Source organism: Pseudomonas sp. TUM22785 (assembly GCF_028198105.1).
Classification (GTDB): domain Bacteria; phylum Pseudomonadota; class Gammaproteobacteria; order Pseudomonadales; family Pseudomonadaceae; genus Metapseudomonas; species Metapseudomonas solani.
Map to the genome: position 1 here is coordinate 5,897,127 of NZ_CP116239.1, position 24,183 is coordinate 5,921,309.

At 67.1% G+C, this 24,183-nt stretch carries 24 protein-coding genes and 2 tRNA genes; 17 read left to right on the forward strand and 9 right to left on the reverse strand.

The genetic code is table 11. The features are described from left to right. Positions 1-19 precede the first annotated feature (19 nt). The 3 genes from PI990_RS26850 to PI990_RS26860 form a co-directional block, all read right to left on the reverse strand. The gene (locus PI990_RS26850; protein ID WP_271659000.1) at positions 20-1,378 is read right to left on the reverse strand and encodes a spinster family MFS transporter; all 1,359 of its coding nucleotides are present in this window, start codon (positions 1,376-1,378) and stop codon (positions 20-22) included. Positions 1,379-1,503: 125 nt separating this feature from the next. Beyond that, positions 1,504-2,529: a ferrochelatase gene (hemH, locus tag PI990_RS26855; protein ID WP_271659001.1), complete on the reverse strand. Its 1,026-nt coding sequence runs from the start codon at positions 2,527-2,529 to the stop codon at positions 1,504-1,506. Continuing rightward, entirely contained in the window at positions 2,526-3,437 is a 912-nt protein-coding gene (locus PI990_RS26860) for a TIGR01777 family oxidoreductase (protein ID WP_271659002.1), read from the reverse strand. Before PI990_RS26860 ends, hemH begins: the two co-directional genes overlap by 4 nt. A 200-nt stretch (positions 3,438-3,637) precedes the next feature. On the opposite strand from PI990_RS26860, the gene PI990_RS26865 reads away from it, so the two are divergent. The 11 genes from PI990_RS26865 to PI990_RS26915 all read left to right on the forward strand — a co-directional run bounded on the left by PI990_RS26865 (position 3,638) and on the right by PI990_RS26915 (position 13,461). Continuing rightward, positions 3,638-4,621 carry an NAD(P)/FAD-dependent oxidoreductase gene (locus PI990_RS26865; RefSeq protein ID WP_271659003.1) on the forward strand — a complete coding sequence of 328 codons (984 nt, stop codon included), beginning with the start codon at positions 3,638-3,640 and terminating at the stop codon, positions 4,619-4,621. A 142-nt stretch (positions 4,622-4,763) separates the two neighbouring features. Further along, positions 4,764-5,726, forward strand: coding sequence for a YbgA family protein (locus tag PI990_RS26870; RefSeq protein ID WP_271659004.1), 963 nt, complete (start codon positions 4,764-4,766; stop codon positions 5,724-5,726). Positions 5,727-5,728: 2 nt separating this feature from the next. After that, positions 5,729-6,688, forward strand: coding sequence for a MerR family transcriptional regulator (locus tag PI990_RS26875; RefSeq protein ID WP_184487380.1), 960 nt, complete (start codon positions 5,729-5,731; stop codon positions 6,686-6,688). After that, entirely contained in the window at positions 6,676-8,109 is a 1,434-nt protein-coding gene (gene phrB / locus PI990_RS26880; RefSeq protein WP_271659005.1) for a deoxyribodipyrimidine photo-lyase, read from the forward strand. Before PI990_RS26875 ends, phrB begins: the two co-directional genes overlap by 13 nt. Next, entirely contained in the window at positions 8,106-8,528 is a 423-nt protein-coding gene (locus PI990_RS26885; RefSeq protein ID WP_021222245.1) for a nuclear transport factor 2 family protein, read from the forward strand. The genes phrB and PI990_RS26885 overlap by 4 nt, the downstream gene beginning before the upstream one ends. Beyond that, entirely contained in the window at positions 8,525-9,289 is a 765-nt protein-coding gene (locus PI990_RS26890) for an SDR family NAD(P)-dependent oxidoreductase (RefSeq protein WP_021222244.1), read from the forward strand. The genes PI990_RS26885 and PI990_RS26890 overlap by 4 nt, the downstream gene beginning before the upstream one ends. Then, on the forward strand, positions 9,286-10,533 hold the full coding sequence (locus tag PI990_RS26895) for an NAD(P)/FAD-dependent oxidoreductase (protein ID WP_021222243.1): 1,248 nt from the start codon (positions 9,286-9,288) through the stop codon (positions 10,531-10,533). Before PI990_RS26890 ends, PI990_RS26895 begins: the two co-directional genes overlap by 4 nt. Then, positions 10,530-11,330, forward strand: coding sequence for a DUF1365 domain-containing protein (locus tag PI990_RS26900; RefSeq protein WP_271659006.1), 801 nt, complete (start codon positions 10,530-10,532; stop codon positions 11,328-11,330). Before PI990_RS26895 ends, PI990_RS26900 begins: the two co-directional genes overlap by 4 nt. Beyond that, positions 11,317-12,588: an SAM-dependent methyltransferase gene (locus PI990_RS26905; protein WP_271659007.1), complete on the forward strand. Its 1,272-nt coding sequence runs from the start codon at positions 11,317-11,319 to the stop codon at positions 12,586-12,588. The genes PI990_RS26900 and PI990_RS26905 overlap by 14 nt, the downstream gene beginning before the upstream one ends. Further along, the gene (locus PI990_RS26910; RefSeq protein ID WP_271659008.1) at positions 12,581-13,090 is read left to right on the forward strand and encodes a DUF2878 domain-containing protein; all 510 of its coding nucleotides are present in this window, start codon (positions 12,581-12,583) and stop codon (positions 13,088-13,090) included. Before PI990_RS26905 ends, PI990_RS26910 begins: the two co-directional genes overlap by 8 nt. 47 nt (positions 13,091-13,137) lie before the next feature. After that, positions 13,138-13,461, forward strand: a complete 324-nt coding sequence (locus PI990_RS26915; protein WP_184487373.1) for a YkgJ family cysteine cluster protein — start codon at positions 13,138-13,140, stop codon at positions 13,459-13,461. Positions 13,462-14,139: 678 nt separating this feature from the next. Here PI990_RS26915 and PI990_RS26920 read toward each other — a convergent pair. The 6 genes from PI990_RS26920 to hemA all read right to left on the reverse strand — a co-directional run bounded on the left by PI990_RS26920 (position 14,140) and on the right by hemA (position 19,491). Continuing rightward, entirely contained in the window at positions 14,140-14,655 is a 516-nt protein-coding gene (locus PI990_RS26920; protein WP_031287208.1) for an acyloxyacyl hydrolase, read from the reverse strand. A 111-nt stretch (positions 14,656-14,766) separates the two neighbouring features. Then, positions 14,767-15,564 (reverse strand): glutamate racemase, encoded by a 798-nt coding sequence (murI, locus tag PI990_RS26925; protein ID WP_271659009.1) that lies wholly within the window; start codon positions 15,562-15,564, stop codon positions 14,767-14,769. After that, positions 15,557-16,312: a molybdopterin-synthase adenylyltransferase MoeB gene (locus PI990_RS26930; protein ID WP_043245626.1), complete on the reverse strand. Its 756-nt coding sequence runs from the start codon at positions 16,310-16,312 to the stop codon at positions 15,557-15,559. The genes murI and PI990_RS26930 overlap by 8 nt, the downstream gene beginning before the upstream one ends. Beyond that, entirely contained in the window at positions 16,306-17,136 is an 831-nt protein-coding gene (gene prmC, locus PI990_RS26935; protein ID WP_271659010.1) for a peptide chain release factor N(5)-glutamine methyltransferase, read from the reverse strand. The genes PI990_RS26930 and prmC overlap by 7 nt, the downstream gene beginning before the upstream one ends. Position 17,137: 1 nt before the next feature. Next, complete coding sequence (prfA, locus tag PI990_RS26940) at positions 17,138-18,220, reverse strand: peptide chain release factor 1 (protein ID WP_021217947.1); 1,083 nt, start codon at positions 18,218-18,220, stop codon at positions 17,138-17,140. Continuing rightward, positions 18,217-19,491 (reverse strand): glutamyl-tRNA reductase, encoded by a 1,275-nt coding sequence (gene hemA / locus PI990_RS26945; protein WP_031287209.1) that lies wholly within the window; start codon positions 19,489-19,491, stop codon positions 18,217-18,219. The genes prfA and hemA overlap by 4 nt, the downstream gene beginning before the upstream one ends. A gap of 185 nt (positions 19,492-19,676) precedes the next feature. Here hemA and PI990_RS26950 point away from each other — a divergent pair, with 185 nt between their 5' ends. The 6 genes from PI990_RS26950 (at position 19,677) to PI990_RS26975 (ending at position 24,152) form a co-directional block, all read left to right on the forward strand. Beyond that, positions 19,677-21,404 (forward strand): tetratricopeptide repeat protein, encoded by a 1,728-nt coding sequence (locus PI990_RS26950; protein ID WP_271659011.1) that lies wholly within the window; start codon positions 19,677-19,679, stop codon positions 21,402-21,404. A 3-nt stretch (positions 21,405-21,407) separates the two neighbouring features. Continuing rightward, complete coding sequence (lolB, locus tag PI990_RS26955; RefSeq protein WP_271659012.1) at positions 21,408-22,025, forward strand: lipoprotein insertase outer membrane protein LolB; 618 nt, start codon at positions 21,408-21,410, stop codon at positions 22,023-22,025. 7 nt (positions 22,026-22,032) lie between these two features. Next, the gene (gene ispE / locus PI990_RS26960) at positions 22,033-22,884 is read left to right on the forward strand and encodes a 4-(cytidine 5'-diphospho)-2-C-methyl-D-erythritol kinase (protein WP_184487369.1); all 852 of its coding nucleotides are present in this window, start codon (positions 22,033-22,035) and stop codon (positions 22,882-22,884) included. 35 nt (positions 22,885-22,919) lie between these two features. Continuing rightward, positions 22,920-22,994 (forward strand) — tRNA-Gln (locus PI990_RS26965). A gap of 54 nt (positions 22,995-23,048) precedes the next feature. Next, a tRNA-Gln gene (locus PI990_RS26970) sits at positions 23,049-23,123 on the forward strand. A gap of 87 nt (positions 23,124-23,210) precedes the next feature. After that, positions 23,211-24,152, forward strand: coding sequence for a ribose-phosphate pyrophosphokinase (locus tag PI990_RS26975; RefSeq protein WP_021220434.1), 942 nt, complete (start codon positions 23,211-23,213; stop codon positions 24,150-24,152). The last annotated feature ends 31 nt before the right edge of the window (positions 24,153-24,183 follow it).

Sequence of the window (24,183 nt, forward strand, 5' to 3'; positions counted from 1 at the left end):
TTTTCATTGGGGCCGCCAGTCAGGCATCCGCCAGCTTGGCCGCCGGCAGCGGGCTCGGCGCCACCCACTGCTTCAGGCGCTCGATGCTTTCGCGGTAGGGCTTGAGCCCCATCCACAGCAGCACCACCGAGCTGAACACCGCCAGCGAGGTGACGATCAGCAGCGAGTAGCGCAGCGCCTTGTCGTCGGCGAACACGTAGTCGGTCACCAGAGCCACGGCGGTGGGGCCGAGGCCCAGGCCGATCAGGGTGATGACGAACAGGTAAATGGCCGAGGCCTGGCCACGCATGGAGTTGGGCATGATTTCCTGGATCGCCGCCGGCGCCACGCCGAAGGGCATGCTGAGGAAGAACACGGTCGGCGCCATCAGCACGGTCACCCAGTTGGCGTTGTCCAGCAGCGGGAACACCAGCACCAGCGGCAGCGCCCCGATGGCGGCGATGAGGCCGACGCGCATGTTGGCGTCGCTGCGCCCGCGCTTGGCCATGCGGTCCGCCAGGCGGCCGCCGAAGACGATGCCGAGGCAACCGAACACCGCGACGATGCTGCCGTAGACCACGCCCACGTGGCCGGCGTCCCAGCCGTAGGTGCGGATGAAGAAGGTGGGGATCCACGCCGCGCTGCCGTAGCCGGCGAAGGCCAGCCCGGCGAAACCGAAGTTGTGGCAGAGCACGGTGCGGCGGTTGGCGCGGATGTAGCGCCCCACCTCAGAGAAAGGCACCGCGACACCGGCGCCCACGCCGCGCCGGGCCGGCTCACGCACCGCCAGCATCAACAGGGTGAAGAGCACGCCGGCACCGCCGAGGATGAGGAAAATCAGCTGCCAGGGGCGCACGTCGCCCAGCAGCGGCAGGTGCACGTCACCCTGGGCCGAGGCGAACTTGATCACCAGCCCGCCGAGCAGGAAGGCCAACCCCGAGCCGAGGTACACGCCCATGGAATACACGCTGATGGCGGTGGCGCGGCGCTCCTGGGGGAAGCTGTCGGCGATCAGCGAATAGGCCGCCGGCGACAATGCCGCCTCGCCCACGCCCACGCCGATGCGGCAGACGAGGAACTGCCAGTACAGCTTGGCCATGCCGCAGGCGGCGGTGGCGGCGCTCCAGAACAGTACGCCGATGGCGATCAGCCCGCGGCGACTGCGGGTATCGGCCAGGCGCCCGAGGGGGATGCCGCAGACGGTGTAGAACAGCGCGAAGGACAGGCCCATCAGCAGGCTCATCTGCGTATCGCTGATGACCAGATCACGGCGGATGGGCTCCACCAGCAGGTTGAGAATCTGCCGATCGATGAAGGAAAGCACGTAGGCCACCATCAGGATGGCGACGGTGGTCCAGGCTCGCAGGCCCGAGGGATAGCCATTGTTGTTGTTCTGCATGGGCTCTCCTCGGCGCCGCCGGTGCGGCGCACGACGGTGGAAGAAGCGCCCAGCTTAGGTGCAGGCGGGATGAAGCAGCGGCTTTATAGGCCAGGCGAATGCCCGGGCTGTCCCCGGGCTGATGCTCAGAGCAGGCGCTGGGCCTTGCCGGAAAGGCTGGCCAGTGCCTGGGCCCATTGCGGGTGATCGTTCATGCAGGGCACCAGTACCAGGTCCTCGCCGCCAGCGGCGATGAACTGCTCGCGCCCGCGGTCGCCGATCTCTTCCAGGGTCTCGATGCAGTCGGCGACGAAGGCCGGGCACATCACCAGCAGTTTCTTCACCCCCTGGGCCGCCAGTTCGTCGAGACGGCTCTCGGTGTAGGGCTCGATCCATTTGGCGCGGCCCAGGCGCGACTGGAAGGACACCGACCACTGCCCCGGCTGCAGCCCCATGCGCGCGGCGAAGCCTTCGCTGGTGCGGTAGCACTGGGCACGGTAGCAGCGGGCGAGCACCTGGCCCTCGGCACGCTGGCAGCAGTCCGCGCCCTTCAGGCAGTGGCTGCCACTGGTGTCGGCCTTGTGCAGGTGGCGCTCGGGCAGCCCGTGGTAGCTCATCAGCAGGTGATCGAAGCCCTGCTCCAGGTGCGGGCGGGCGCTGGCCACCAGGGCATCGAGGTACTCGGGCTGGTCGTAGAAGGGGTCGAGCACCTGCACCTGGAGCTTGAAGCCATGGGCGGCGATAACCCGGCGCGTCTCCTGTTCGACGGTGGTGGTGGTGCTGTCGGCGAACTGCGGGTAGAGCGGTGCCAGCGTCACGCGCTTGACGCCCTGGCGCACCAGTTCCTGCAGGGTGTTCTCGATGGAGGGCTCGCCGTAACGCATCGCCAGAGCCACCGGCCCATGGGGCCAGAACGGCTGGGTGGCGTTCTGCAAACGGCGGCTGAGGGCGACCAGCGGCGAGCCTTCGGGCCACCAGATGGAGGCGTAGGCATGGGCCGACTGCGCGGGACGCTTGATCAGGATCAGCGACACCAACAGGCGCCGCAGCGGCCAGGGCAGGTCGATGACGTAGGGGTCCATGAGGAACTGGTTGAGGTAGCGGCGCACGTCCCCCACCGAGGTGGAAGCGGGTGAGCCCAGGTTGGCCAGCAGCAGCGCGTGATCAGTCATGCAACGTCCTTAGGCCTCAGCACATCGGCGAGCGCCGTATCCAGATCGGTGAAACGAAAGATGAAACCGGCGTCCAGCAGCCGCGTCGGCACGGCGCGCTGGCCGCCCAGCAGGAGGATCGACATCTCCCCCAGCAGCAGGCGCAACGCGAAGGTCGGCGCCGGCAGAACGGCCGGCCGCCCCAGCGCGCGGCCCAGGCTCCGGGTGAAATCACAATTGCGCGCGGGGTGAGGAGCGCACGCATTATAGGGACCACTGGCCCCCTCCAGCCGCAAAAGAAAATCCATCGCGGCGATTTGATCCTGCAGGTGAATCCACGGCATCCACTGGCGGCCACTGCCCAGGCGACCACCGAGGCCGAGGCGGAATGCCCGGAGCATGTCGCGGAGGAAACCATCATGGGCCGCGAGCACCAGGCCGGTGCGCAACAGCACCACGCGGATGCCCAGTGCCTCGGCGCGTTGCGCGGTCTCTTCCCAGGCGATGCACAGGGCGCTGGCAAAATCGCCGTTGCCGGGTGGCGCGTCCTCGCGCAGCTCGCGCTCGCCGGCGTCGCCATACCAGCCCACCGCCGAGCCGGACAGCAGCAGCGCCGGGCGTTGCTCGCGGGTCTCCAGCCAGGCCAGCAGGCGCTCGGTGAAGGCCACCCGGCTGTCGAGAATCTTCGCCTTGCGGTTGCGCGTCCACAGCCCGCCGGCCACCGGTTCGCCCGCCATGTTGACCAGTGTATCCAGGGGCCCGTCACCGTATTCGTCGAGGCTGCCGATGGCCCGCACCACGGGCCCGCAAAGCCCCGCCACGCGCTGCGGCGTGCGGCTGAGCACGGTGACCTGGTGGCCCTGCCCGCTCCACAGCCGGCAGAGCTCACGGCCGATCAGGCCAGTACCGCCGGTCAGCAATATGTGCATGGCATCCTCCTCGCATGGTGCTAAGTGGAGATATCGCCCTAGTCTGAATCAAGACAGGGCACGGGTTGAGTCCGCCATGGTCACACCTTTATGAGCGGCACTCGAATTGGAACCGATAGCCCTGTACAACGCAACAAAAGTGTATAGGTTTATCGAACACCTGATCAGCAGTCGCTACAGCACAAGGTAACGAGGTAACCATGAGCACTCCCATCGCCATCATCGGAACCGGCCTCGCGGGCCTTTCCGCCGCCCAGGCGCTGCATGCCGCCGGGCACGCCGTGCAGCTCTTCGACAAGAGCCGCGGCAGTGGCGGTCGTATGGCCAGCAAGCGCAGCGACGCCGGTTCGCTCGACCTCGGCGCGCAGTATTTCACCGCCCGCGACCGCCGCTTCACCGAAGTCGTCCAGCAATGGCGCGACCGCGGCTGGGTCGCCGAGTGGACGCCCACCCTCTACAACTTCCGCAACGGCACCCTCTCGCCCTCCCCGGACGAACAGGTGCGCTGGGTCGGTACCCCACGCATGAGCGCCATCACCCGGGCCCTGATGGGCGCGCTGCCGGTGAATTTCAGCTGCCGCATCACCGAGGTGTTCCGCGGCGAGCAGCACTGGAGCCTGCTGGACGCCGAGGGCCAGAGCCACGGCCCCTTCAGCCACGTCATCATCGCCACCCCCGCGCCCCAGGCCACCACCCTGCTGGCCGCTGCCCCCAAGCTCGCCGGAGTCGCCGCCAGCGTCGCCATGGAGCCCACCTGGGCCGTGGCCCTGGCCTTCGAGAAGCCGCTGGAGACACCCGTCGAAGGCTGCTTCGTGCAAGGCAGCGGGCTCGACTGGGTAGCGCGCAATCGCACCAAGCCCGGTCGCGACAACAGCCAGGACACCTGGGTGCTGCACGCCACCAGCGCCTGGAGCCGCCAGCACCTGGACCTGCCCAAGGAAGCGGTGATCGAGCAGCTCTACGGCGCCTTCGCCGAGCTGATCGGCTGTGCCGTACCGCCGCCGGCCTTCACCCTGGCCCACCGCTGGCTCTACGCGCGCCCGGCCCAGGCCCACGAATGGGGCGCCCTGGCCGATGCCGACCTGGGGCTCTACGCCTGCGGCGACTGGTGCAGCTCCGGCCGCGTGGAAGGCGCCTGGCTGAGTGGGCAGGACGCCGCCCGCCGCCTGCTCGAACACCTCTGACGGTCGCAAGCCGTCCCACCGGCGACCCCGGGCAGATCGCCGGAAAAGTTGTACAAGACTATTGATTTGTACAACGACACGCCTATGATGAACACAGGTTGTACAAATAACAGAACCTGTACAAGTTCATCCGAGGCACCGCATGTCCAGCGCCCCCACTGCCCAGCCCCCCAAGATCGGCATCAGCGCCTGCCTGATGGGCGAGGAAGTCCGCTTCAACGGCGGGCACAAGGAATCCCGCCTGTGCAGCCAGTTCCTCGCCCGCCACCTGGAATTCGTCCGCGTCTGCCCGGAGGTCGGCATCGGCCTCGGCACGCCGCGCCCGACCCTGCGCCTGGTGGGCGACCCCGCCGCCCCGCGCGCCGTGGGCAGCCGCGACGAGCGTGACGTCAGCGATGCCCTGCGCGACTACGGCCGGCAGACCGCCGAGCGCCTGGACGACCTGGACGGCTTCATCTTCATGCAGAAGTCACCTTCCTGCGGCCTATACCGCGTCAAGGTCTACCAGGACAACGGCTACCCCGCCGAAGGCGGCGGGCGCGGCCTGTTCGCCGAGACCTTCTGCGCCGCCCGCCCCGACCTGCCGGTGGAGGAAGAAGGCCGCCTGTGCGACCCGGTGCTGCGGGAGAACTTCCTCACCCGCGTCTACGCCCACGCCGATTGGCGCGCCCTGCTGGCCGAGGGGCTGACCCGGCGCGGCATCCTCGAATTCCACGCCCGCTACAAGTACCAGCTGATGGCCAGCGACCCCGCGCGCTACCGCGCCCTCGGGCGGATGCTCGGCAGCATTGGCGAGCACCACCCCGAGGAGCTGGCCCCGCGTTACTTCAGCGAGTTGATGAAGGGCCTCAGCCGCTGCGCCACCCGGGGTACCCACAGCAACGTGCTGCAGCACATCAGCGGTTACCTGAAGGGCGCCCTGGGGCGTGACGAGAAGGCGGAGATGCAGCGCCTGATCGAGCAGTACCGCACCGGCATCGTGCCGCTGGTGGTGCCGCTCACCCTGCTCAAGCACCACTTCGCCCGCCACCCGCATCCCTACATCGCGCAGCAGGCCTACCTGCAGCCGCATCCCGAAGACCTCAGCCTGCGCAACGCCATCTAGCCATGGACGATTACGACGACACGCCGCTCGACGGCGACTTCCAGGCCGCACTCGCCCGGGGCCTGCTGCCCATCCGCGAGGTGGCGCGGCTCACCGGCGTCAACCCGGTGACCCTGCGCGCCTGGGAACGCCGCTACGGCCTGGTGCTGCCCCAGCGCACCGCCAAGGGCCACCGCCTGTATGCGCCGGAGCATGTGGCGCGCATCCACGCCGTGCTCACCTGGCTCGACCGTGGCGTACCGGTGGGCCAGGTGAAGGGGTTGCTGCGGGGCGGTCAGCACGCCGGACTCTCGTCTTCCTCGCTGTGGGACGAGCAGCGTCATCAGTTGCTGGAGGCCATCGGCGCCCTGGCAGAGCGCCGCCTCGACGAGCGCTTCAACGCCGCGTTGTCGATCTACCCGCCGCTGACGCTGTGCCAGCAACTGCTGCTGCCCCTGCTCGAAGCACTGGAAACCCGCTGGGGCGATGCCTATGGCGCGCGCCTGGAGCGGGTGTTCTTCAACGCCTGGCTGCGCAGCAAGCTGGGCGCGCGCATCTACCACAACAACCGCCAGCACGGCGGCGCCCCGCTGTTGCTGCTCAACCCCTGTGAACAACCCATGGCGCCGGGCCTGTGGATAAGCGCCTGGCTGGCCAGCAATGCCGGCTGCGCGGTGGAGGTGCTGGAGTGGCCGATACCCGCCGCCGAGCTGCCCCTGGCCATCGCCCGTATCGAACCCCGCGCCCTGCTGCTGTATGCCGAACAGGCCCTGGCCGGCCCCAGCCTGGCACGCCTGCTGGCCGACCACGGCTGCCCGCTCGTGCTCGCCGGGCCCGCCGTGCGCATCCACCAGCGCGAGCTGCAAGAGCTGGCCGCACAAGGCATCCGCCCCCCTCTCGCCGACGACCCGGTCGCGGCCCTGCAAACCCTGTCCAGCCTTGGTGTGCTGGCCAGGCCCGAGGATCTTCCATGCGCCAACTGATGTGGTTCCGCTGCGACCTGCGCGTCCAGGACAACACGGCCCTGTCCGCTGCGATGGCCGCCGGGCCGACCCTGGCCCTCTACCTGCTCAGCCCCGGCCAGTGGCAGGAACACGACGACGCCCCCGCCAAGGTGGACTTCTGGCTGCGCAACCTGGCCTCGCTGCAGGCCGAGTTGGCGCGCCTCAACGTGCCGCTGCTGATCCGCCGCGCCGACCACTGGGACGAAGCCCCCGAAGCCATCGCCCGCCTGTGCCACGAGCATCAGGTCAGCGCCGTGCACGTCAACGAGGAATACGGCATCAACGAGGCCAAGCGCGATGCCGCCGTCAAGGCGCGCCTGCAGGCCGACGACCTGCGCCTGCGCAGCCATCTCGACCAACTGCTGTTCAAGCCGGGCAGCGTGCTGACCAAGAGCGACGGCTACTTCCAGGTCTTCAGCCAGTTCCGCAAGGCCTGCTACGCGCGGCTGCACAGCGCCCTGCCCCCCAGCGCGCCGCTGCCGAAAAAGCAGGAGCCGCTGGGTATCGAAAGCAGCGCCGTACCCGCCACGGTGAAGGGCTTCCACACCCCACCCGCCAGCCTGCAAGCGCTCTGGCCCGCCGGCGAAGAGGAAGCGGGCCGCCGCCTGGAGGCGTTCGCCGACCAGCAGATCGAGCACTACCAGGACGAACGCGACTTCCCCGCACACCCCGGCACCAGCCAGCTGTCGCCCTACCTCGCCGCCGGCGTGCTGTCGCCACGGCAATGCCTGCATGCCGCGCTGCGCAGCAACCAGGGCGAGTTCGAGTCGGGCAACGCCGGCGCCGTCACCTGGATCAACGAACTGCTCTGGCGCGAGTTCTACAAGCACATCCTCGTGGGCTACCCACGCGTCAGCCGCCACCGCGCCTTCCGCGCCGACACCGAAGCGCTGCGCTGGCGCGATGCCCCAGAAGACCTGGAAGCCTGGCAGCAGGGGCGTACCGGCATCCCCATCGTCGACGCGGCGATGCGCCAATTGCTGGCCACCGGCTGGATGCACAACCGCCTGCGCATGGTGGTGGCCATGTTCCTCACCAAGAACCTGCTGATCGACTGGCGCGAGGGCGAGCGCTGGTTCATGCGCCACCTGATCGACGGTGACCTGGCGGCCAACAACGGCGGCTGGCAGTGGAGCGCCTCCACCGGCACCGATGCCGCGCCCTACTTCCGCATCTTCAATCCGGTCAGCCAGTCCCAGCGCTTCGACCCGCAAGGGGTGTTCATCCGCCAGTGGCTGCCGGAGCTGGCAAGCCTGGACAAGAAGGACATCCACGACCCGGCCGCCCGTGGCGGGCTGTTCCTGCCGGAAGGTTATCCACAGCCGATGGTGGACCTCTCCTCCAGCCGCGACCGGGCCATCGCCGCGTTCCGCAGCCTGCCCAAGGCGGTCACGGCATGAGCGCCTTCCTGCAACGTTTCGCCGAGGACTTCGCGCGCCTGGGCCGCGACAACCTCGACCTGCTCGCCACGCTGTACAGCGAGGACGCCCAGTTCACCGACCCGCTGCACCATGTCGAAGGGTTGCCCGCCATCCGCCGCTACTTCGCCGGGCTCTACGAGAACGTCAACGACCTGAACTTCGAGTTCCACGGCTATGACCAGGCGGGTGAAGGCCAAGGCTACCTGCGCTGGACCATGACCTATCGCCACCCACGCCTGGCAGGCGGCCGCCCGATTGCGGTGGAAGGCTGCTCGCACCTGCGCTGGAACGAACGGGTGTACTACCACCGCGACTACTTCGATGCCGGCGCGCTGCTCTATGAACACGTGCCGCTGCTGGGCGGGGTGGTCCGCTTGCTAAAGGGGCGACTGGCATGAACGACTCCCGACGCATCTGGCTCACCGGCGCCAGCAGCGGCATCGGCGCCGAACTGGCCGAACTGCTGCTCCGGGACGGGCACCGTCTCGCCCTCAGCGCCCGCCGCAGCGGCCCGCTGGAAACCCTGCAGCAGCGCTTCCCAGAGCAGGTACTGCTGGTGCCGGGCGACCTGACCGACGCCGCCCAGGTCACCGCCATGGGCGAACGCATCGCCCGACACTGGGGCGCGCTGGACTGCGCGATCCTTAACGCCGGCACCTGCGAATACCTGGAGGCCGGGCGTTTCGACGCCGACCTGGTCGAGCGCGTGGTAGCCGCCAACCTGCTCGCCCCGGCGCGCTGCATCGAAGCCGCCCTGCCCCTGCTGCGCAAGGGCGAACGGCCGCACCTGGTCGGCGTGGTCAGCGCCGTCACCCACTTCGCCCTGCCTCGCGCCGAAGCCTATGGCGCCTCCAAGGCCGGCTTGCGCTACCTGCTGGAATCCCTGCGCGTGGACCTGGCCCACGAAGGCCTCGACGTCACGCTGGTGAGCCCCGGCTTCGTCGACACGCCGCTGACCCAGCGCAACGACTTCCCCATGCCCATGCGCTGGTCGACGCAACGTGCCGCGCACCACATCGTCCGGCGGCTGCAGCGGCGGCCGCTGGAAATCGCCTTCCCGGGCCCCTTCATCCTCGCCCTGCGCCTGCTCGCCCGGCTGCCGGCGCGGATGCGCCTGGCCCTGGGCCGACGCCTGGCCCGTAACGGAGCTCCCCAATGAAAGTCGCCATCATCGGCAGCGGCATTTCCGGTCTCACCTGCGCCTGGTTGCTGGCCCGCCAGCACGATATCCAGCTGTTCGAAGCCAGCGACTGGATCGGCGGCCACACCCACACGGTGGACGTGCACCTGCAGGGGCGTGACTACGCCGTGGACACCGGCTTCATCGTCTTCAACGACTGGACCTACCCCAACTTCATCCGCCTGATGGAGCGCCTGGGCGTGGCCAGTCAACCCACCGAGATGAGCTTCTCGGTGCACGACCCGGCCAGCGGCCTGGAGTACAACGGCAACAACCTCAACAGCCTCTTCGCCCAGCGGCGCAACCTGCTCTCGCCGGGTTTCTGGGGCATGCTGCGAGAAATCCTGCGCTTCAACCACGACGCCCAGGCGGACCTCGACGCGGGCCGCATCAACCCCGCCATCACCCTCGGCGACTACCTGCGCATGGGCGGTTATGGCGAGCGCTTCCGCGATCACTACCTGGTACCGATGGGGGCAGCTATCTGGTCCATGCCGCTGGACGACATGCTGGCCTTCCCGCTGCAGTTCTTCGTGCGCTTCTTCAAGAACCACGGCCTGCTCTCGGTCAACGACCGCCCGCAATGGCGGGTGATCAGCGGGGGCTCGCGCAGCTACGTGGCGCCACTGACGGCCAGCTTCGCCGACCACATCCGCCTGTCCTGCCCGGTGACCTGGGTCGAGCGCGATGCCGAGGGCGTGACCCTGCACAGCGCCGCCGGCAGCGAGCGCTTCGACAAGGTGGTATTCGCCTGCCACAGCGACCAGGCACTGGCCCTGCTGGCCCAGCCGAGCGCGACCGAGGCCGAGGTACTGGGCGCCCTGCCCTATGCCGACAACGAGGTGGTGCTGCACACCGACACGCGCCTGCTGCCGCGCCGGCCACTGGCCTGGGCCAGCTGGAACTACCGCCTGGGCGGCCCTCGCCAGCGCCCGGCGGCCGTGACCTACAACATGAACATCCTCCAGGGCATCCAGGCGCCGGAGACCTTCTGCGTCAGCCTCAACCAGGGCGAAGCCATCGACCCCGCGCGCGTCCTCGCCCGCTTCAGCTACGCCCATCCGCAGTTCAGCCTCGAGGGCGTCCGCGCCCAGGCGCGCTGGGAGGAGATCAACGCCAAGCAGCACAGCTACTTCTGCGGTGCTTACTGGGGCAACGGCTTCCACGAGGATGGCGTGGTCAGCGCCCTGCGCGTGGCCCGCGAGTTCGGGGAATCCCTGTGAACAGCGCCCTCTACAGCGGCTGGGTCAGGCACCGGCGGCACCAGCCCCGGGCCCACGCCTTCCGCTACCGCATCGGCCTGCTTTACCTGGACCTGGACGAGCAGGAACAGGTGCTCGGTCTCTCACCCCTGGCCGGGCACGGCCGCTTCGCGCCCTTCGCCTTCCGCGAGCGGGATTTCCTGCCGCAGTTCACCGGCGCCGGCATGACCTTGGCCGAGGCGGTGCGCCAACGCGTGACCGAGGCGCTGGGCGTTCGCCCCGAAGGCTCCATCCGCCTGCTGGCCCAGGCGCGCAGCTGGGGGCTGGCCTTCAACCCGGCGAGCTTCTTCTACTGCCATGACGCCGACGGAACGCTGATGGCGATCCTCTGCGAGGTGACCAACACGCCCTGGCGCGAGCGCTACCACTACGTGGTGCCGGCGCAGGGCGAGGGCCACCAGCGAGTGCGGGTGGACAAGGCCTTCCACGTGTCGCCATTCCTGCCCCGCGAGCTGGAGTACCGCATGGCCTTCAGCCCGGTGGGCCCACGCCTGGCGGTGCACATGGAGGACTGGCAGGGCGACACCCGGCTGTTCGACGCGACCCTCGACCTGGAGCGCCACGAACTCGACCGCGCCAGCCTGCACCGCTACCTCGCACGCTTTCCCTGGATGACGGCCAAGACCGTCCTGGGCATCTACTGGCAGGCCCTGCGCCTGCTGCTCAAACGCCTGCCTCTGTTCTCCCACCAGGCGGCGGACGGCGCCTACCGCGTCGCCACCACGCATTCGAAGGAGCATCACCATGAAGAGCACTAGTCTCGGCATCAAGCCGGGCCTGTTCGGCACCACCGGCCTGGCCGGCGGCCTGTTGCGCCGGCTGGTGCTGGCCCAGCTGGAAGGGCTGCGCCACGGCCAGTTGACCGTGCTGGAGGACGGCGAGGAACGGGTCTTCGGCGACGCCCAGGCTGAACTCAGGGCACGTATCGAGGTGCAGGATGCGGCGGTCTGGCCGCTGGTGGCGGCCAACGGCTCCATCGGCTCGGGGGAGGCCTATATCCACGGTTACTGGACCACGCCGGACCTCACGGCGGTGATCCGCGTGTTCGTCGCCAACCTCGATGTGCTCGACGGCATGGAACGCGGCCTGGCTTTGCTGGGAAGGCCCCTGGTGCAGGGCCTGCACTGGCTCAACCGCAACACCCGGGCCGGCTCGCGGCGCAACATCGCCGCCCATTACGACCTGGGCAACGACCTGTTCGAGCAGATGCTCGACCCCACCATGATGTACTCCGCCGCGCAGTTCGCCAGCCCCGAGCAGAGCCTGGAGCAGGCCCAGTTGAACAAGCTGGAACGCATCTGCCGCAAGCTCGACCTCAAGCCCGACGACCACCTGCTGGAGATCGGCACCGGCTGGGGCAGCATGGCGCTCTACGCCGCCACCCACCACGGCTGCCGGGTAACGACCACTACCCTGTCCCGCGAGCAGTACGAGTACACCCGCCAGCGCATCGAGGAGCAGGGCCTGCAATCACGCGTCACCCTGCTGCTGCAGGACTACCGCGACCTAGACGGGCGCTTCGACAAGCTGGTCTCCATCGAGATGGTCGAGGCGGTGGGCCACCGCTTCCTGCCCACCTATTTCAAGCAGTGCGCACGCCTGCTCAAGGACGACGGGCTGATGCTGCTGCAGGCCATCACCATGCGCGACCAGCGTTACGAGCAGGCCAAACGCAGCGTCGACTTCATCCAGCGCTACATCTTCCCCGGGGGCGCCCTGCCCTCGGTGCAGAAGATGCTGGAGGTGATCACCCGCGACAGCGACATGAACCTGCTCCACATGGAGGACTTCGGCCCCCACTACGCGCGCACCCTGCGCCACTGGCACGACAACCTGCGCGCAGCGCGCGGGCGCCTGGAGCAACTGGGCTACGACGAAACCTTCTACCGGCTCTGGGAGTTCTACCTGTGCTACTGCGAGGGCGGCTTCCTGGAGCGCGCCATCGGCACCGCGCAGTTGGTGCTGGCCAAGCCCGGCGCGCGCCCGCCGTCACTGCTCGGCCGCCTGGATGCCTAGGCAGCTGTCCAATGCGGTGCTGTTCCAGCTGGGCTGGTTCGCCTGCCTGTTCGCCGCCAACCAGCCGCTCCTGCTGCTGGTGGCGCCGGCGATCCTGGCGCTGCACTTCCTCTGCATCGGCTCCTGGTCGGAGGATGGCCGCCTGGTGATCGCGGTGACGCTGCTGGGCAGCCTGCTGGACTGCCTGTTGCTCAACCTCGGCCTGTTCGACTTCGGCTACGGCGGGCACCTGATCCCGCCCTGGCTGGTATTGCTCTGGGCACTGCTGGGCACCACGCTCAACCATTGCCTGGCCTGGACTGCCCGGCCCTGGTGGCTGGCCAGCCTGCTGGGCGCCATCGCCGCACCGCTGTCGTACCTGGCCGGCGCGCGCGTGGCCGGGGTCGGCCTGCCCTTCGGCACGCTGCCGAGCCTGTTGGTACTGGCGCTCATCTGGGCGGCGCTGCTGCCTCTGCTGCATCGCCTGGCGAGGCAGTTGAAGCGGCCAAGGCCGAGCACCTGATCGCCCCGGCAACCGGAGCGCATGCCTTTGCCGTAAACTCAGCGCCCATGAGCCCTTCGCTGATTCCCGTCCAACAACTGCCTGCCGCCCCCGAGATCACCTGCGCCACCTGCGCCGCCTGCTGCTGCCAGCTGGAAGTGATGCTGATCACCGACACCGGCGTGCCCGAACGCTTCATCGAAACCGATGACTGGGGCGGCGACGTCATGGCGCGCCTGGACGACGGCTGGTGCGCCGCGCTGGACCGCGACACCATGCTCTGCACCATCTACGAGAATCGCCCGCTGATCTGCCGCGAGTTCGAGATGGGCGAAGCCGATTGCCTGGATGAACGCCGGGGCATCGACAGCGCCTACGGACGCGTGGTCTGACCGGTACCTGGCCCCCGGAATGGCCCCGGGCTGAAGCCCGGGCTACGCGGGGCAGCACCCGTCGCGAATGAATTGGCTCTGTCTGCGTTAGCTGTTGTGGTTTTAATGCAAGCGCTCAAGCACGGTGCTATCCGGGCATTTATGGATTTCTTCCACCTCCACAGCATGGGTTTCGCTTCGCTCTACGCCATCCTACGAAAGCCGCCGCTACGTGCACGTTGGGTTGGTGCGCACATCAATGCGTGGATTTGAGCAGATAAAGTTGGAGCAGCCGCCAACGCCCCTCCAGGAGGCCGAACGCAGTCGTTGCGCCGGGGGACGAGCGGCATGGATGCCGCGAGAGGCGCGCCAGGCCATGGATGGCCCATCGCGCCGGCCCCCAGAGCGGCGATGGAGTGAGGGAACCCGACGCAGTCGGGCCGGATGATGGGGCAAGCCCTTTTGGTTCCTTTTCTGTGGTTCGGCATCCCGACGACTGAGAAAAGGGACTCGCCCGGGTGGGCGAAACCAGAAGCATCACCAGAACTCGGCAATCAGCTGAGCTCAAATCCTCTAGCAACACTTAACGCAGACAGAGCCAATGAATTCGCTCCTACGGCCGCACCGCCAGGTGCTCAGGGTTATCCACAGGCCATAAAAAAACCGGGCGCTGGGCCCGGTTCTTCGTGTCACTCGCGCTTAGAAGGAAACGCGGTAGTGCAGGCTGTACGCCTCGACGCCATCGTTCGGCTGCTTGATGCCGGCGTTGGAGTAGTGGATGGCGCGAACGCCGACTTCCTGGTTGCTGAAGCGCAGGCCGGCGCCGATGCGGTCTTCGAACTGGAAGGAGGAGCCCAGCTCGTTGTCTTCCAGTTCGGTATTGGCGAACAGGGCGACACCGATGCCGGCTTCGACATAAGGCTTCACGGTTTCACCAGCGAACTCGTAGACGAACACCGGGGCGAAGGAAATGCTGTGGTTGCTGGAGGTCTTGTCGCCGTCCCAGTAGGTGTAGCCGGCATCCCAGTAGCCGGTCAGGCGACCGACGTCGGTCTGGAACCAACTGCTGGAGAAATCGAACTGGGTAGCGAGGCGATAGACCATGGTCGATTCGCCGGTCTGACCAACATCGAGAGAAACATCAGCTGCCTGCGCTGCAACAGCTTGCCCTACGCAAATGGCTGCAACGGCAGCCAAAGAGAACAGTTTCTTCATGGAAACTTCCTTATTCAGACTTAATCGACAGGTTCAAAACGTACGATTTGTAGCGATTATAGATACGTTTGGACTAAGAGAAAGACGGCCCCTGGCAAGTTCAAGGTATTTTTAAAAGCCGAGATCCGCCACGCAAACGCTCTCGTTTCCCCATAGCGCAGGCAGCACATTCTGCATCGCTGCAGGCTCGCCACTGCTCCAGAAACGACAGGCTTGAGCCGGCCCACGCGCCAGCAGGTCACGGGCCTCGAGCAGGCGTTGCAGCTGCCGCGCCACCGCGGCACCGGTGTCCACCAGGCGCACCGACTCGGGGACCATGCCAACCAGCAACGGACGCAGGAAGGGGTAATGGGTGCAGCCGAGGATCAGCGTGTCGCAGCCCTCGGCCAACAGCGGTTGCACGTAGCCCCAGAGCAGCGCACGGGTCGCTTCGCTGTCGAGGTCACCCAGCTCGATGCGCTCCACCAGGCCCGGGCAGGGCTGGGTGACCACACGCACGTCATTGGCGAACCGGTCGAGCAGCGCGGCGAACTTGGCGCTTTTCAGGGTACCGGTGGTGGCGAGCACGCCGACCACGCCGGAGCGCGTGGCGGCCGCTGCGGGCTTGACCGCCGGCTCCATGCCGACGATGGGCAGCTGTGGATAACGCTCTCGCAAGTCAGCGACCGCGGCCACCGTGGCGGTGTTGCAGGCCAGCACCAGTGCCTTGGCGCCACGCTCCAGCAGGAAGCTGGTGATCGCCTGGCTGCGCTCGCGGATGAAGTCCTGGCTCTTCTCGCCATAGGGGATATGGCCGCTGTCGGCCACGTACATCAGGGATTCGTTGGGAAGCAGGCTGCGGATCTCACGCAGCACCGAAAGGCCGCCGACGCCGGAGTCGAAGACACCGACGGGGGCCTGGTCAGGCATGCCCATTCCCACAGACGGCACAGCCCGGATCGCGCTTGACCCGTAGCTCGCGGAAGCGGCTGCCGAGGGCGTCCACCAGCAGCAGGCGGCCCACCAGGGGCTCGCCGAAACCGGCCAGCAGCTTGAGTGCTTCCAGGGCCTGCAGGCTGCCGACCATACCCACCAGCGGCCCGACCACACCGGCTTCGCTGCAGGTCAACTCGGCTTCGCTGCCGTGGCCATAAAGGCAGTGGTAGCAGGGGCTGTCGTCGCGTCGCGGGTCGAACACCGAAAGCTGGCCTTCGAGGCGGATCGCGGCGCCGGAAACCAGCGGCTTGCGCGCGGCCACGCAGGCGGCGTTGACCGCCTCGCGGGTGCCGAAGTTGTCGGTGCAGTCGAGCACCAGGTCCACGGCCGAAACAGCGGCAGCCAGGGAGTCGACATCCAGCGCGGCACGGTGAGGCACCAGGCGCACCTCGGGGTTGAGCGCGGTGAGACGAGCCATGGCCGAGTCGACCTTGGGCTGCCCGACGCTCTGGCTGTCGTGGATGATCTGGCGCTGCAGGTTGGTCAGGTCGACGCTGTCGAAGTCCGCCAGGTGCAGCTCGCCGACACCGGCAGCGGCCAGGTAGAGGGCAACGGGCGAGCCGAGGCCACCGACGCCGACGATGAGTACACGGGCCTGCTTCAGGCGCAGTTGGCCATCGACGTCGATCTGCGGCAGGAGGATCTGCCGGCTGTAACGCAGAAGTTCTTCGTCGCTCAGCATGGCAGGCGGCCCAGGCTGATGCGTTCGTGGCCGCCCAGGTCGCGACGGCTTTTCACCGCCTCGAAGCCTTGGCGGGACAGCAGCTCGCGCACGGCGGCGGCCTGGTCGTAGCCATGTTCCAGCAGCAGCCAGCCACCGGCATTCAGGTGTACGGGGGCTTCGCTGATGATCAGGCGGATGTCGTCCAGCCCGTCGGCACCGGAAACCAGTGCACTGGCCGGCTCGAAGCGCACGTCACCTTCGCTCAGGTGCGGGTCGCGGGCGGCGATGTAGGGCGGGTTGCTGACGATGAGGTCGAAGCGCTCGCCAGCCAGCGCGGAGAACCAGTGGCTCTCGCGGAATTCGACGTTGTCCAGCTTCAGGCGCACGCGGTTGCGTTCGGCCAGGGCCACGGCATCGCCGATGCGGTCAACGCCGATCAGGCGCCAGCCCAGGCGCTCGCTGGCCAGGGCCAGGACGATGGCGCCGCTGCCGGTGCCCAGGTCGAGCACGCGGGCGGGGGTGGCCGGCACCAGGGCCAGGGCGCTTTCCACCAGCAGCTCGGTGTCGGGACGCGGGATCAGGGTGTGCGGGGCGACCTCCAGGTCCAGGCTCCAGAAGCCCTGCTGACCGAGGATGTAGGCCACTGGCTCGCCGTTGCGCCGGCGCTCCAGGTAACTGGCGTAAAGCTCGGCGGCCTCGCCACTGACCACACGCTCGGGCCAGGTGTGCAGGAAGCTGCGCGGCTTGCCCAGGGCGGCGGCGAGCAGCAGCTCGGCGTCCAGGCGGGCGCTCGGCGAGCCCGGCAGGCGGGCCTCGCTGAGCAGGCTGGCGATGATGGTCACGTCAGTCTCCCAGGGCGGCCAGCTGGTCGGCCTGGTATTCGGCGAGCAGCGGTTCGATGACCGCTTCGACGCCACCGGCGAGCACATCGTCCAGGGCGTAGAGGGTCAGGTTGATGCGGTGATCGGTGACCCGCCCCTGGGGATAGTTGTAGGTGCGGATGCGCTCGGAACGGTCGCCGGAACCCACCAGCAGCTTGCGGGTGTCGGAGATTTCCTTGTGCGCGGCGGCTTCCTGCTGGTCGTTCAGCCTGGCCGCCAGCCAGGCCATGGCCTTGGCGCGGTTCTTGTGCTGCGAGCGCTCTTCCTGGCACTCGACCACGATCCCGGAGGGGATGTGGGTGATGCGCACGGCGGAGTCGGTCTTGTTCACGTGCTGGCCGCCGGCGCCGGAGGAGCGGTAGGTGTCCACGCGCAGGTCGGCCGGATTGATCTCGATGGCGGCCTGTTCGTCCGGCTCGGGGAGCACGGCGACGGTGCAGGCGGACGTGTGGATGCGGCCCTGGGATTCGGTTTCCGGCACCCGCTGCACGCGGTGCGCGCCGGACTCGAATTTGAGCTTGGCGTAAACGTTGTCGCCCTCGACGCGGGCAATCACCTCTTTATAGCCACCGTGCTCGCCTTCGTTCTCGGAGAGGATCTCCACCCGCCAGCCCTGGCGCTCGGCATAGCGCGAGTACATGCGGAACAGGTCGCCGGAGAAGATCGCCGCCTCGTCGCCACCGGTGCCGGCGCGGATTTCGAGGAACACGTTGCGACCGTCGTTGGGGTCCTTGGGCAGCAGCATGCGCTGCAGGCGCGCCTCCAGCTCGACCAGCTGCTCGCGGGCCTGGGCGACTTCCTCTTCGGCCATCTCGCGCAGGTCCGGGTCGCTGTCCTTGAGCAGCGCCTGGGCGCCTTCGAGATCGGACTGCACCTTGCGGAATTCACGGAAGGCCAGGTAGACGGGCTCGACCTCGGCGTATTCCTTGGAATACGCGCGGAACTTGCTCTGGTCGCTGATGACTTCGGCATCGCCGAGCAGGGCCGTGAGTTCCTCGAAACGATCCTGGAGGATGTCGAGCTTGTTGAGCAGTGACGCTTTCATTGGGCTTGCTTGTCCGTGCCCTCGTCGAGGGCGAAGAGTTCCTGGGCCACGGCCAGCGCATCGAAGCGACCGTCGGCGGAGAGTTTTTTCAGCTGCACGCTGGGGGCATGCAGCAGCTTGTTGGTGAGCCCGCGGGCGAGCTGGGCCATGACGTCTTCGGCGGAACTGCCGTTGGCCAGCATGCGCTGCGCCTTGGCCAGTTCCTCGTCACGGGTGCGTTCGGCCTGCTGGCGGTAGGCGCGCAGCACGTCCACGGCAGCCAGTTCGCGCAGGCGCTGCATGAACTCGACCACGCCGCCACCGACCAGCTCCTCGGCGGCCTGGGCGGCGCCCTGGCGACTCTTGAGGTTTTCGGCGACCACTTCGTGGAGGTCGTCGACGGTATAGAGGTAGACGTCGTCCAACTCGCCGACTTCGGGTTCGATGTCGCGCGGCACGGCGATGTCGACCATGAAGATCGGCTTGTGCTTGCGCTGCTTCAGCGCGCGCTCGACTGCGCCCTTGCCGAGGATCGGCAACTGGCTGGCGGTGGAGCTGATGACGATGTCGCTGTTGACCAGCTCGTCGGGGATATCGGCCAGCAGCACGGCGTGGGCACCGAACTGCTCGGCGAGCATGCTGGCGCGTTCGAGGGTGCGGTTGGCAACGACGATGCGCTTCACGCCCTGCTCGTGCAGGTGGCGGGCGACCAGGGTGATGGTTTCGCCGGCGCCGATGAGCAGCGCCTGGCTGCGGTGCATGTCGGTGAAGATCTGCTTGGCCAGGCTGACTGCGGCGAAGGCTACGGAGACCGGGTTCTCACCGATCGCGGTGTCGGTGCGCACGGTCTTGGCGGTGCTGAAGGTGGCCTGGAACAGCCGGCCCAGCAGCGGGCCGACGGTGCCGGCCTCGCGCGCCACGGCGTAGGCGGACTTCATCTGGCCGAGGATCTGCGGCTCGCCGAGGACCATGGAGTCGAGCCCCGACGCGACGCGCATCATATGGCGTACGGCGGCATCGTCCTGGTGCACGTAGGCGCAGGCACGCAGCTCTTCGAGGCTGAGGTTGTGGTAGCCGGCCAGCCAGGCCAGGACTTCGTCGGCGCTGATCTGCTCCTGCTCCAGGTACAGCTCGCTGCGGTTGCAGGTGGAGAGGATCGCCGCCTCGCGGCTGGCCGTGAGGTTGCACAGCTGCCGCAGCGCCTCGACCAATTGCTCGGGAGTAAAAGCCACGCGCTCACGTACATCCACGGACGCGGTTTTGTGGTTGATACCGAGGGCAAGAAAGGCCATGCAGGGTCGCTAACGGAAACGGGAGGCGCGCAATTGTCCTCCTTCAACAGATTGAGAACAACCACCGCTCGCTATTGTCACAATCACCATGAACCGGCCCAACAATGTATCGGCCCTTGCCCCATGGGCTTGCCCAGCCGCTTGTGTCATGATGCTCCGACCGCAGGTTAGTCGCCTTTTCCCCTATGAATAAATCCTTCGCGTTGCTGACCGCCCTCCTGCTCGTTGGCGGTTGCCAGACCCTGGCCCCCACCTCGCCGGACGGCACGCCGCCGGTGGAAGACACCAGCCAGGCGCCCGATTCCAAGCCGGAAGTCTATGGCTCCTTCAGCCGCGACACGCTGTTCGCCCTGCTCTCCGCCGAAGTGGCCGGGCAGCGCAACCGCTTCGATATCGCCCTCGGCAACTATGTCCAGCAAGCCAATGCGACCCAGGACGCCGGCGTCGCCGAACGCGCCTTCCGCATCGCCGAGTACCTGGGGGCCGATCAGGCCGCGCTGGACACCGCGCTGATCTGGGCGAAGAACGCGCCGGACAACCTCGACGCCCAGCGCGCCGCTGCCGTACAGCTCGCCCGTGGCGGCCGCTACGACGAATCCATGACCTATATGGAGAAGGTGCTGCAGGGCCAAGGCGATACCCACTTCGATTTCCTCGCCCTCTCTGCCGCCGAGACCGACCCGGATACCCGCACCGGCCTGCTGCAAAGCTTCGACCGCCTGCTCGCCAAGTACCCGGACAACAGCCAGCTGGTGTTCGGCAAATCGGTGCTGCTGCAACAGGACGGCCGCACCGAAGAAGCGCTGGCGCTGCTGGAAGACATCCCCTCGGATGACCAGCAGATCCCGCCGATTCTTTTGCGCGCACGCCTGCTGCAAAGCCTGGATCGCACCGACGAAGCCCTGCCGCTGCTGCAGAAAGGCATCAAGCAGCACCCGGACGACAAGCGCCTGCGCCTGACCTATGCGCGCCTGCTGGTGGAAGAGAACCGCCTGGTCGAAGCCAAGTCCGAGTTCGCCGGCCTGGTGCAACAATTCCCCGACGATGACGACCTGCGCTTCTCCCTGGCGCTGGTGTGCATGGAAGGCGAGGCCTGGGACGAAGCCCAGGTCTACCTCGAAGAGCTGGTCGACCGTGGCAGCCACGTGGACTCCGCCCACTTCAACCTGGGCCAGGTCTACGAAAAGCGCGGCGACAAGGAAAGCGCGCTGATCGAGTACGCACTGGTCGGTGCCGGCAACGACTACCTGCCCGCGCAACTGCGCCAGACCGAGATCCTGCTGGACGCCAACCGCCCAGACGAAGCCGCCGCCCGCCTGGACAAGGCCCGCGACGCCCAGCCCGACTATGCCATCCAGCTGTACCTGATCGAGGCCGAGAGCTTCGCCGAGCGCCAGCAGCAGGACCGTTCCTGGAACGTCATCCAGCAAGGCCTGCAGCAATTCCCGGATGACCTCAACCTTCTCTATACCCGCGCGATGCTCGCGGAGAAGCGCGGCGACCTGGCGCAACTGGAGCGCGACCTGCGTTTCATCCTCGAGCGTGAACCGGAAAATGCCATGGCGCTCAACGCCCTCGGCTACACCCTGGCCGATCGCACCACGCGCTACGAGGAAGCCCGCCAACTGGTCGAAAAGGCATACCAACTCAAGCCGGACGACCCCGCCATTCTCGACAGCCTCGGCTGGATCAACTTCCGCCTGGGCAACATGGATGAAGCAGAACGCCTGCTGCGCCAGGCCCTGAAGGAATTCCCCGATCACGAAGTGGCCGCCCACCTGGGCGAAGTGCTCTGGGCCCGTGGCAAGCAGAGCGAAGCTCGCGAAGTCTGGTCCGAAGCCCTCAAGACCCAACCCGACAGCCCGATCCTGCGCGGCACCCTGCAGCGCCTGACCGGCTCCGAGACTCTTTGATCCATGCGTCTACGTTCACTGCTAGCCGCCGGCGCCCTGCTCCTGCTCACGGGCTGCGCCGGCCTCACCTCCCACGAAACCGTTGACGGCCAGGGCGACCCGGCGCAATGGAAAGTTCACAAGGAACAGGTCGCCGCGCTCGACGGCTGGCAGATCGCCGGCAAGGTCGGCATCCGCGCACCGAAGGACTCCGGCAGCGGCACGCTGTTCTGGCTGCAACGCCGCGACTATTACGACATCCGCCTTTCCGGCCCCCTGGGTCGCGGCGCGGCACGCCTCACCGGGCACCCGGGCGCCATTACCCTCGAAGTGGCCAACCAGGGTCGCTACGAAGCCGAATCCCCCGAAGCCCTGCTGGAAGAACAGCTCGGCTGGCGCCTGCCGGTGTCCCACCTGCAATGGTGGGTGCGCGGCCTGCCCGCCCCGGATAGCTCCAGCCGCCTGACCCTGGACGGCAAGAGCCACCTGGCGAGCCTCGAGCAGGACGGCTGGCAGGTGCAGTACCTCAGCTATGTGGAGCAGAACGGCTTCACCCTGCCCGAGCGCATCAAGCTCAAGGGCGCCGACCTCGACGTCACCCTGGTGATCAAGGACTGGCAGCCGCGCCAGCTCGGCCAGTAGGCGCACCATGCAGGACGCACAGCTGATCCTCCCGGCTCCGGCCAAGCTCAACCTCATGCTGCATATCCTCGGCCGCCGTGCCGACGGCTATCACGAGCTGCAGACCCTGTTCCAGTTCCTCGAACACGGCGACGAACTGGGCTTCACCCTGCGCCAGGATGGTGAAATCCACCTGCGCACCGAGGTGCCGGGCGTGCCCCATGACAGCAACCTGATCGTCCGCGCCGCCAGGCGCCTGCAGCAGGAATCCGGCACCGCTCTCGGTGCCGACATCTGGCTGGACAAGCGCCTGCCCATGGGCGGCGGCATCGGCGGCGGCAGCTCGGATGCCGCCACCACCCTGCTCGGCCTCGACCACCTCTGGCAGACCCACCTGGGCGAGGACCGCCTCGCCGAACTGGGCCTGGCCCTGGGCGCCGATGTGCCGGTATTCGTACGCGGCCGTGCGGCCTTCGCCGAAGGTGTCGGCGAGCGCCTGCAGCCGGTCACCCTGCCCGAGCCCTGGTTCCTCGTCGCCGTACCGCAAGTCTTTGTCAGCACAGCGGAAGTTTTCACCGATCCCGAGTTGACACGGAATACTCCGCCCATTAATCTTCGCAGCCTTCTTGAGGGGGGCGGTCGTAATGACTGTCAACCGGTAGTCGAGAAACGTTACCCGGATGTTCGTAACGCGCTGATCCTGTTGAATAATTTCACAGCAGCTAGACTGACCGGCACTGGAGCTTGTGTGTTTGGGAGCTTCCCAAACAAGGACGATGCTGATAAAGTCGCCCGCCAACTTCCAGCCACTCTGCCGAATTTCGTCGCGCGAGGAAGCAACATCTCGATGTTGCACCGCAAGCTCGGAATCCTGGCTTGAAAGAAGTGTTGCAAGTCCTCCGGTTATACCGATACAGGGGCGTCGCCAAGCGGTAAGGCAGCAGGTTTTGATCCTGCCATGCGTTGGTTCGAATCCAGCCGCCCCTGCCATAACCCTCCAAGGGTTCGGTACGACAAGGTCTTGCAAAGAGAGTTGAAACAGATAGGGGCGTCGCCAAGCGGTAAGGCAGCAGGTTTTGATCCTGCCATGCGTTGGTTCGAATCCAGCCGCCCCTGCCATACACGAGAAAGCTGTTCAAAAAGCACCTGTGCATTTTGAACAGCTTTTTATTCATCAGGTCCACCCTCAGCCGGCAGGTACTGCGCGTGTCCAAGATGATGGTCTTCACGGGGAACGCCAACCCCGATCTGGCGCGTCGCGTCGTACGTCAATTGCACATCCCCCTCGGTGATGCCTCCGTAGGCAAATTCTCCGACGGCGAGATCAGCGCTGAAATCAATGAAAACGTTCGCGGTAAGGACGTCTTCCTGATTCAGCCCACGTGCGCGCCCACCAACGACAACCTGATGGAACTGGTGGTGATGGCTGACGCCTTCCGCCGCTCCTCGGCGTCCCGTATCACTGCAGTGATCCCCTACTTCGGCTATGCCCGCCAGGACCGCCGCCCGCGTTCCGCTCGCGTGGCGATCAGCGCGAAGGTAGTGGCCGACATGCTCACCGTGGTCGGCGTCGACCGCGTGCTGACCGTCGACCTGCACGCCGACCAGATCCAGGGTTTCTTCGATATTCCGGTAGATAACATCTACGGCTCCCCCGTTCTGGTGGATGACATCGAAGACCAACGCTTCGACAACCTCATGATCGTCTCCCCGGACATCGGTGGCGTGGTGCGTGCTCGCGCCGTTGCCAAGTCCCTGGGGGTCGATCTGGCGATCATCGACAAGCGTCGTCCCAAGGCCAACCAGTCCGAAGTCATGCACATCATCGGTGATGTGGATGGCCGTACCTGCGTCCTGGTCGACGACATGGTCGATACCGCCGGCACCCTCGGCCACGCTGCCAAGGCTCTGAAGGACCACGGCGCCGCCAAGGTCTACGCCTACTGCACCCACCCGGTGCTGTCGGGCCGTGCCATCGAGAACATCGAAAACTCCGTGCTGGACGAGCTGGTGGTGACCAACACCATCCCCCTGTCCGCCGCGGCACAGGCCTGCTCGCGTATCCGTCAACTGGATATCGCGCCGGTCGTGGCTGAAGCGGTCCGCCGCATCAGCAATGAGGAATCGATCAGCGCGATGTTCCGCTAAGCGGACATCCCTGACGAAAACGCCCCGCTTC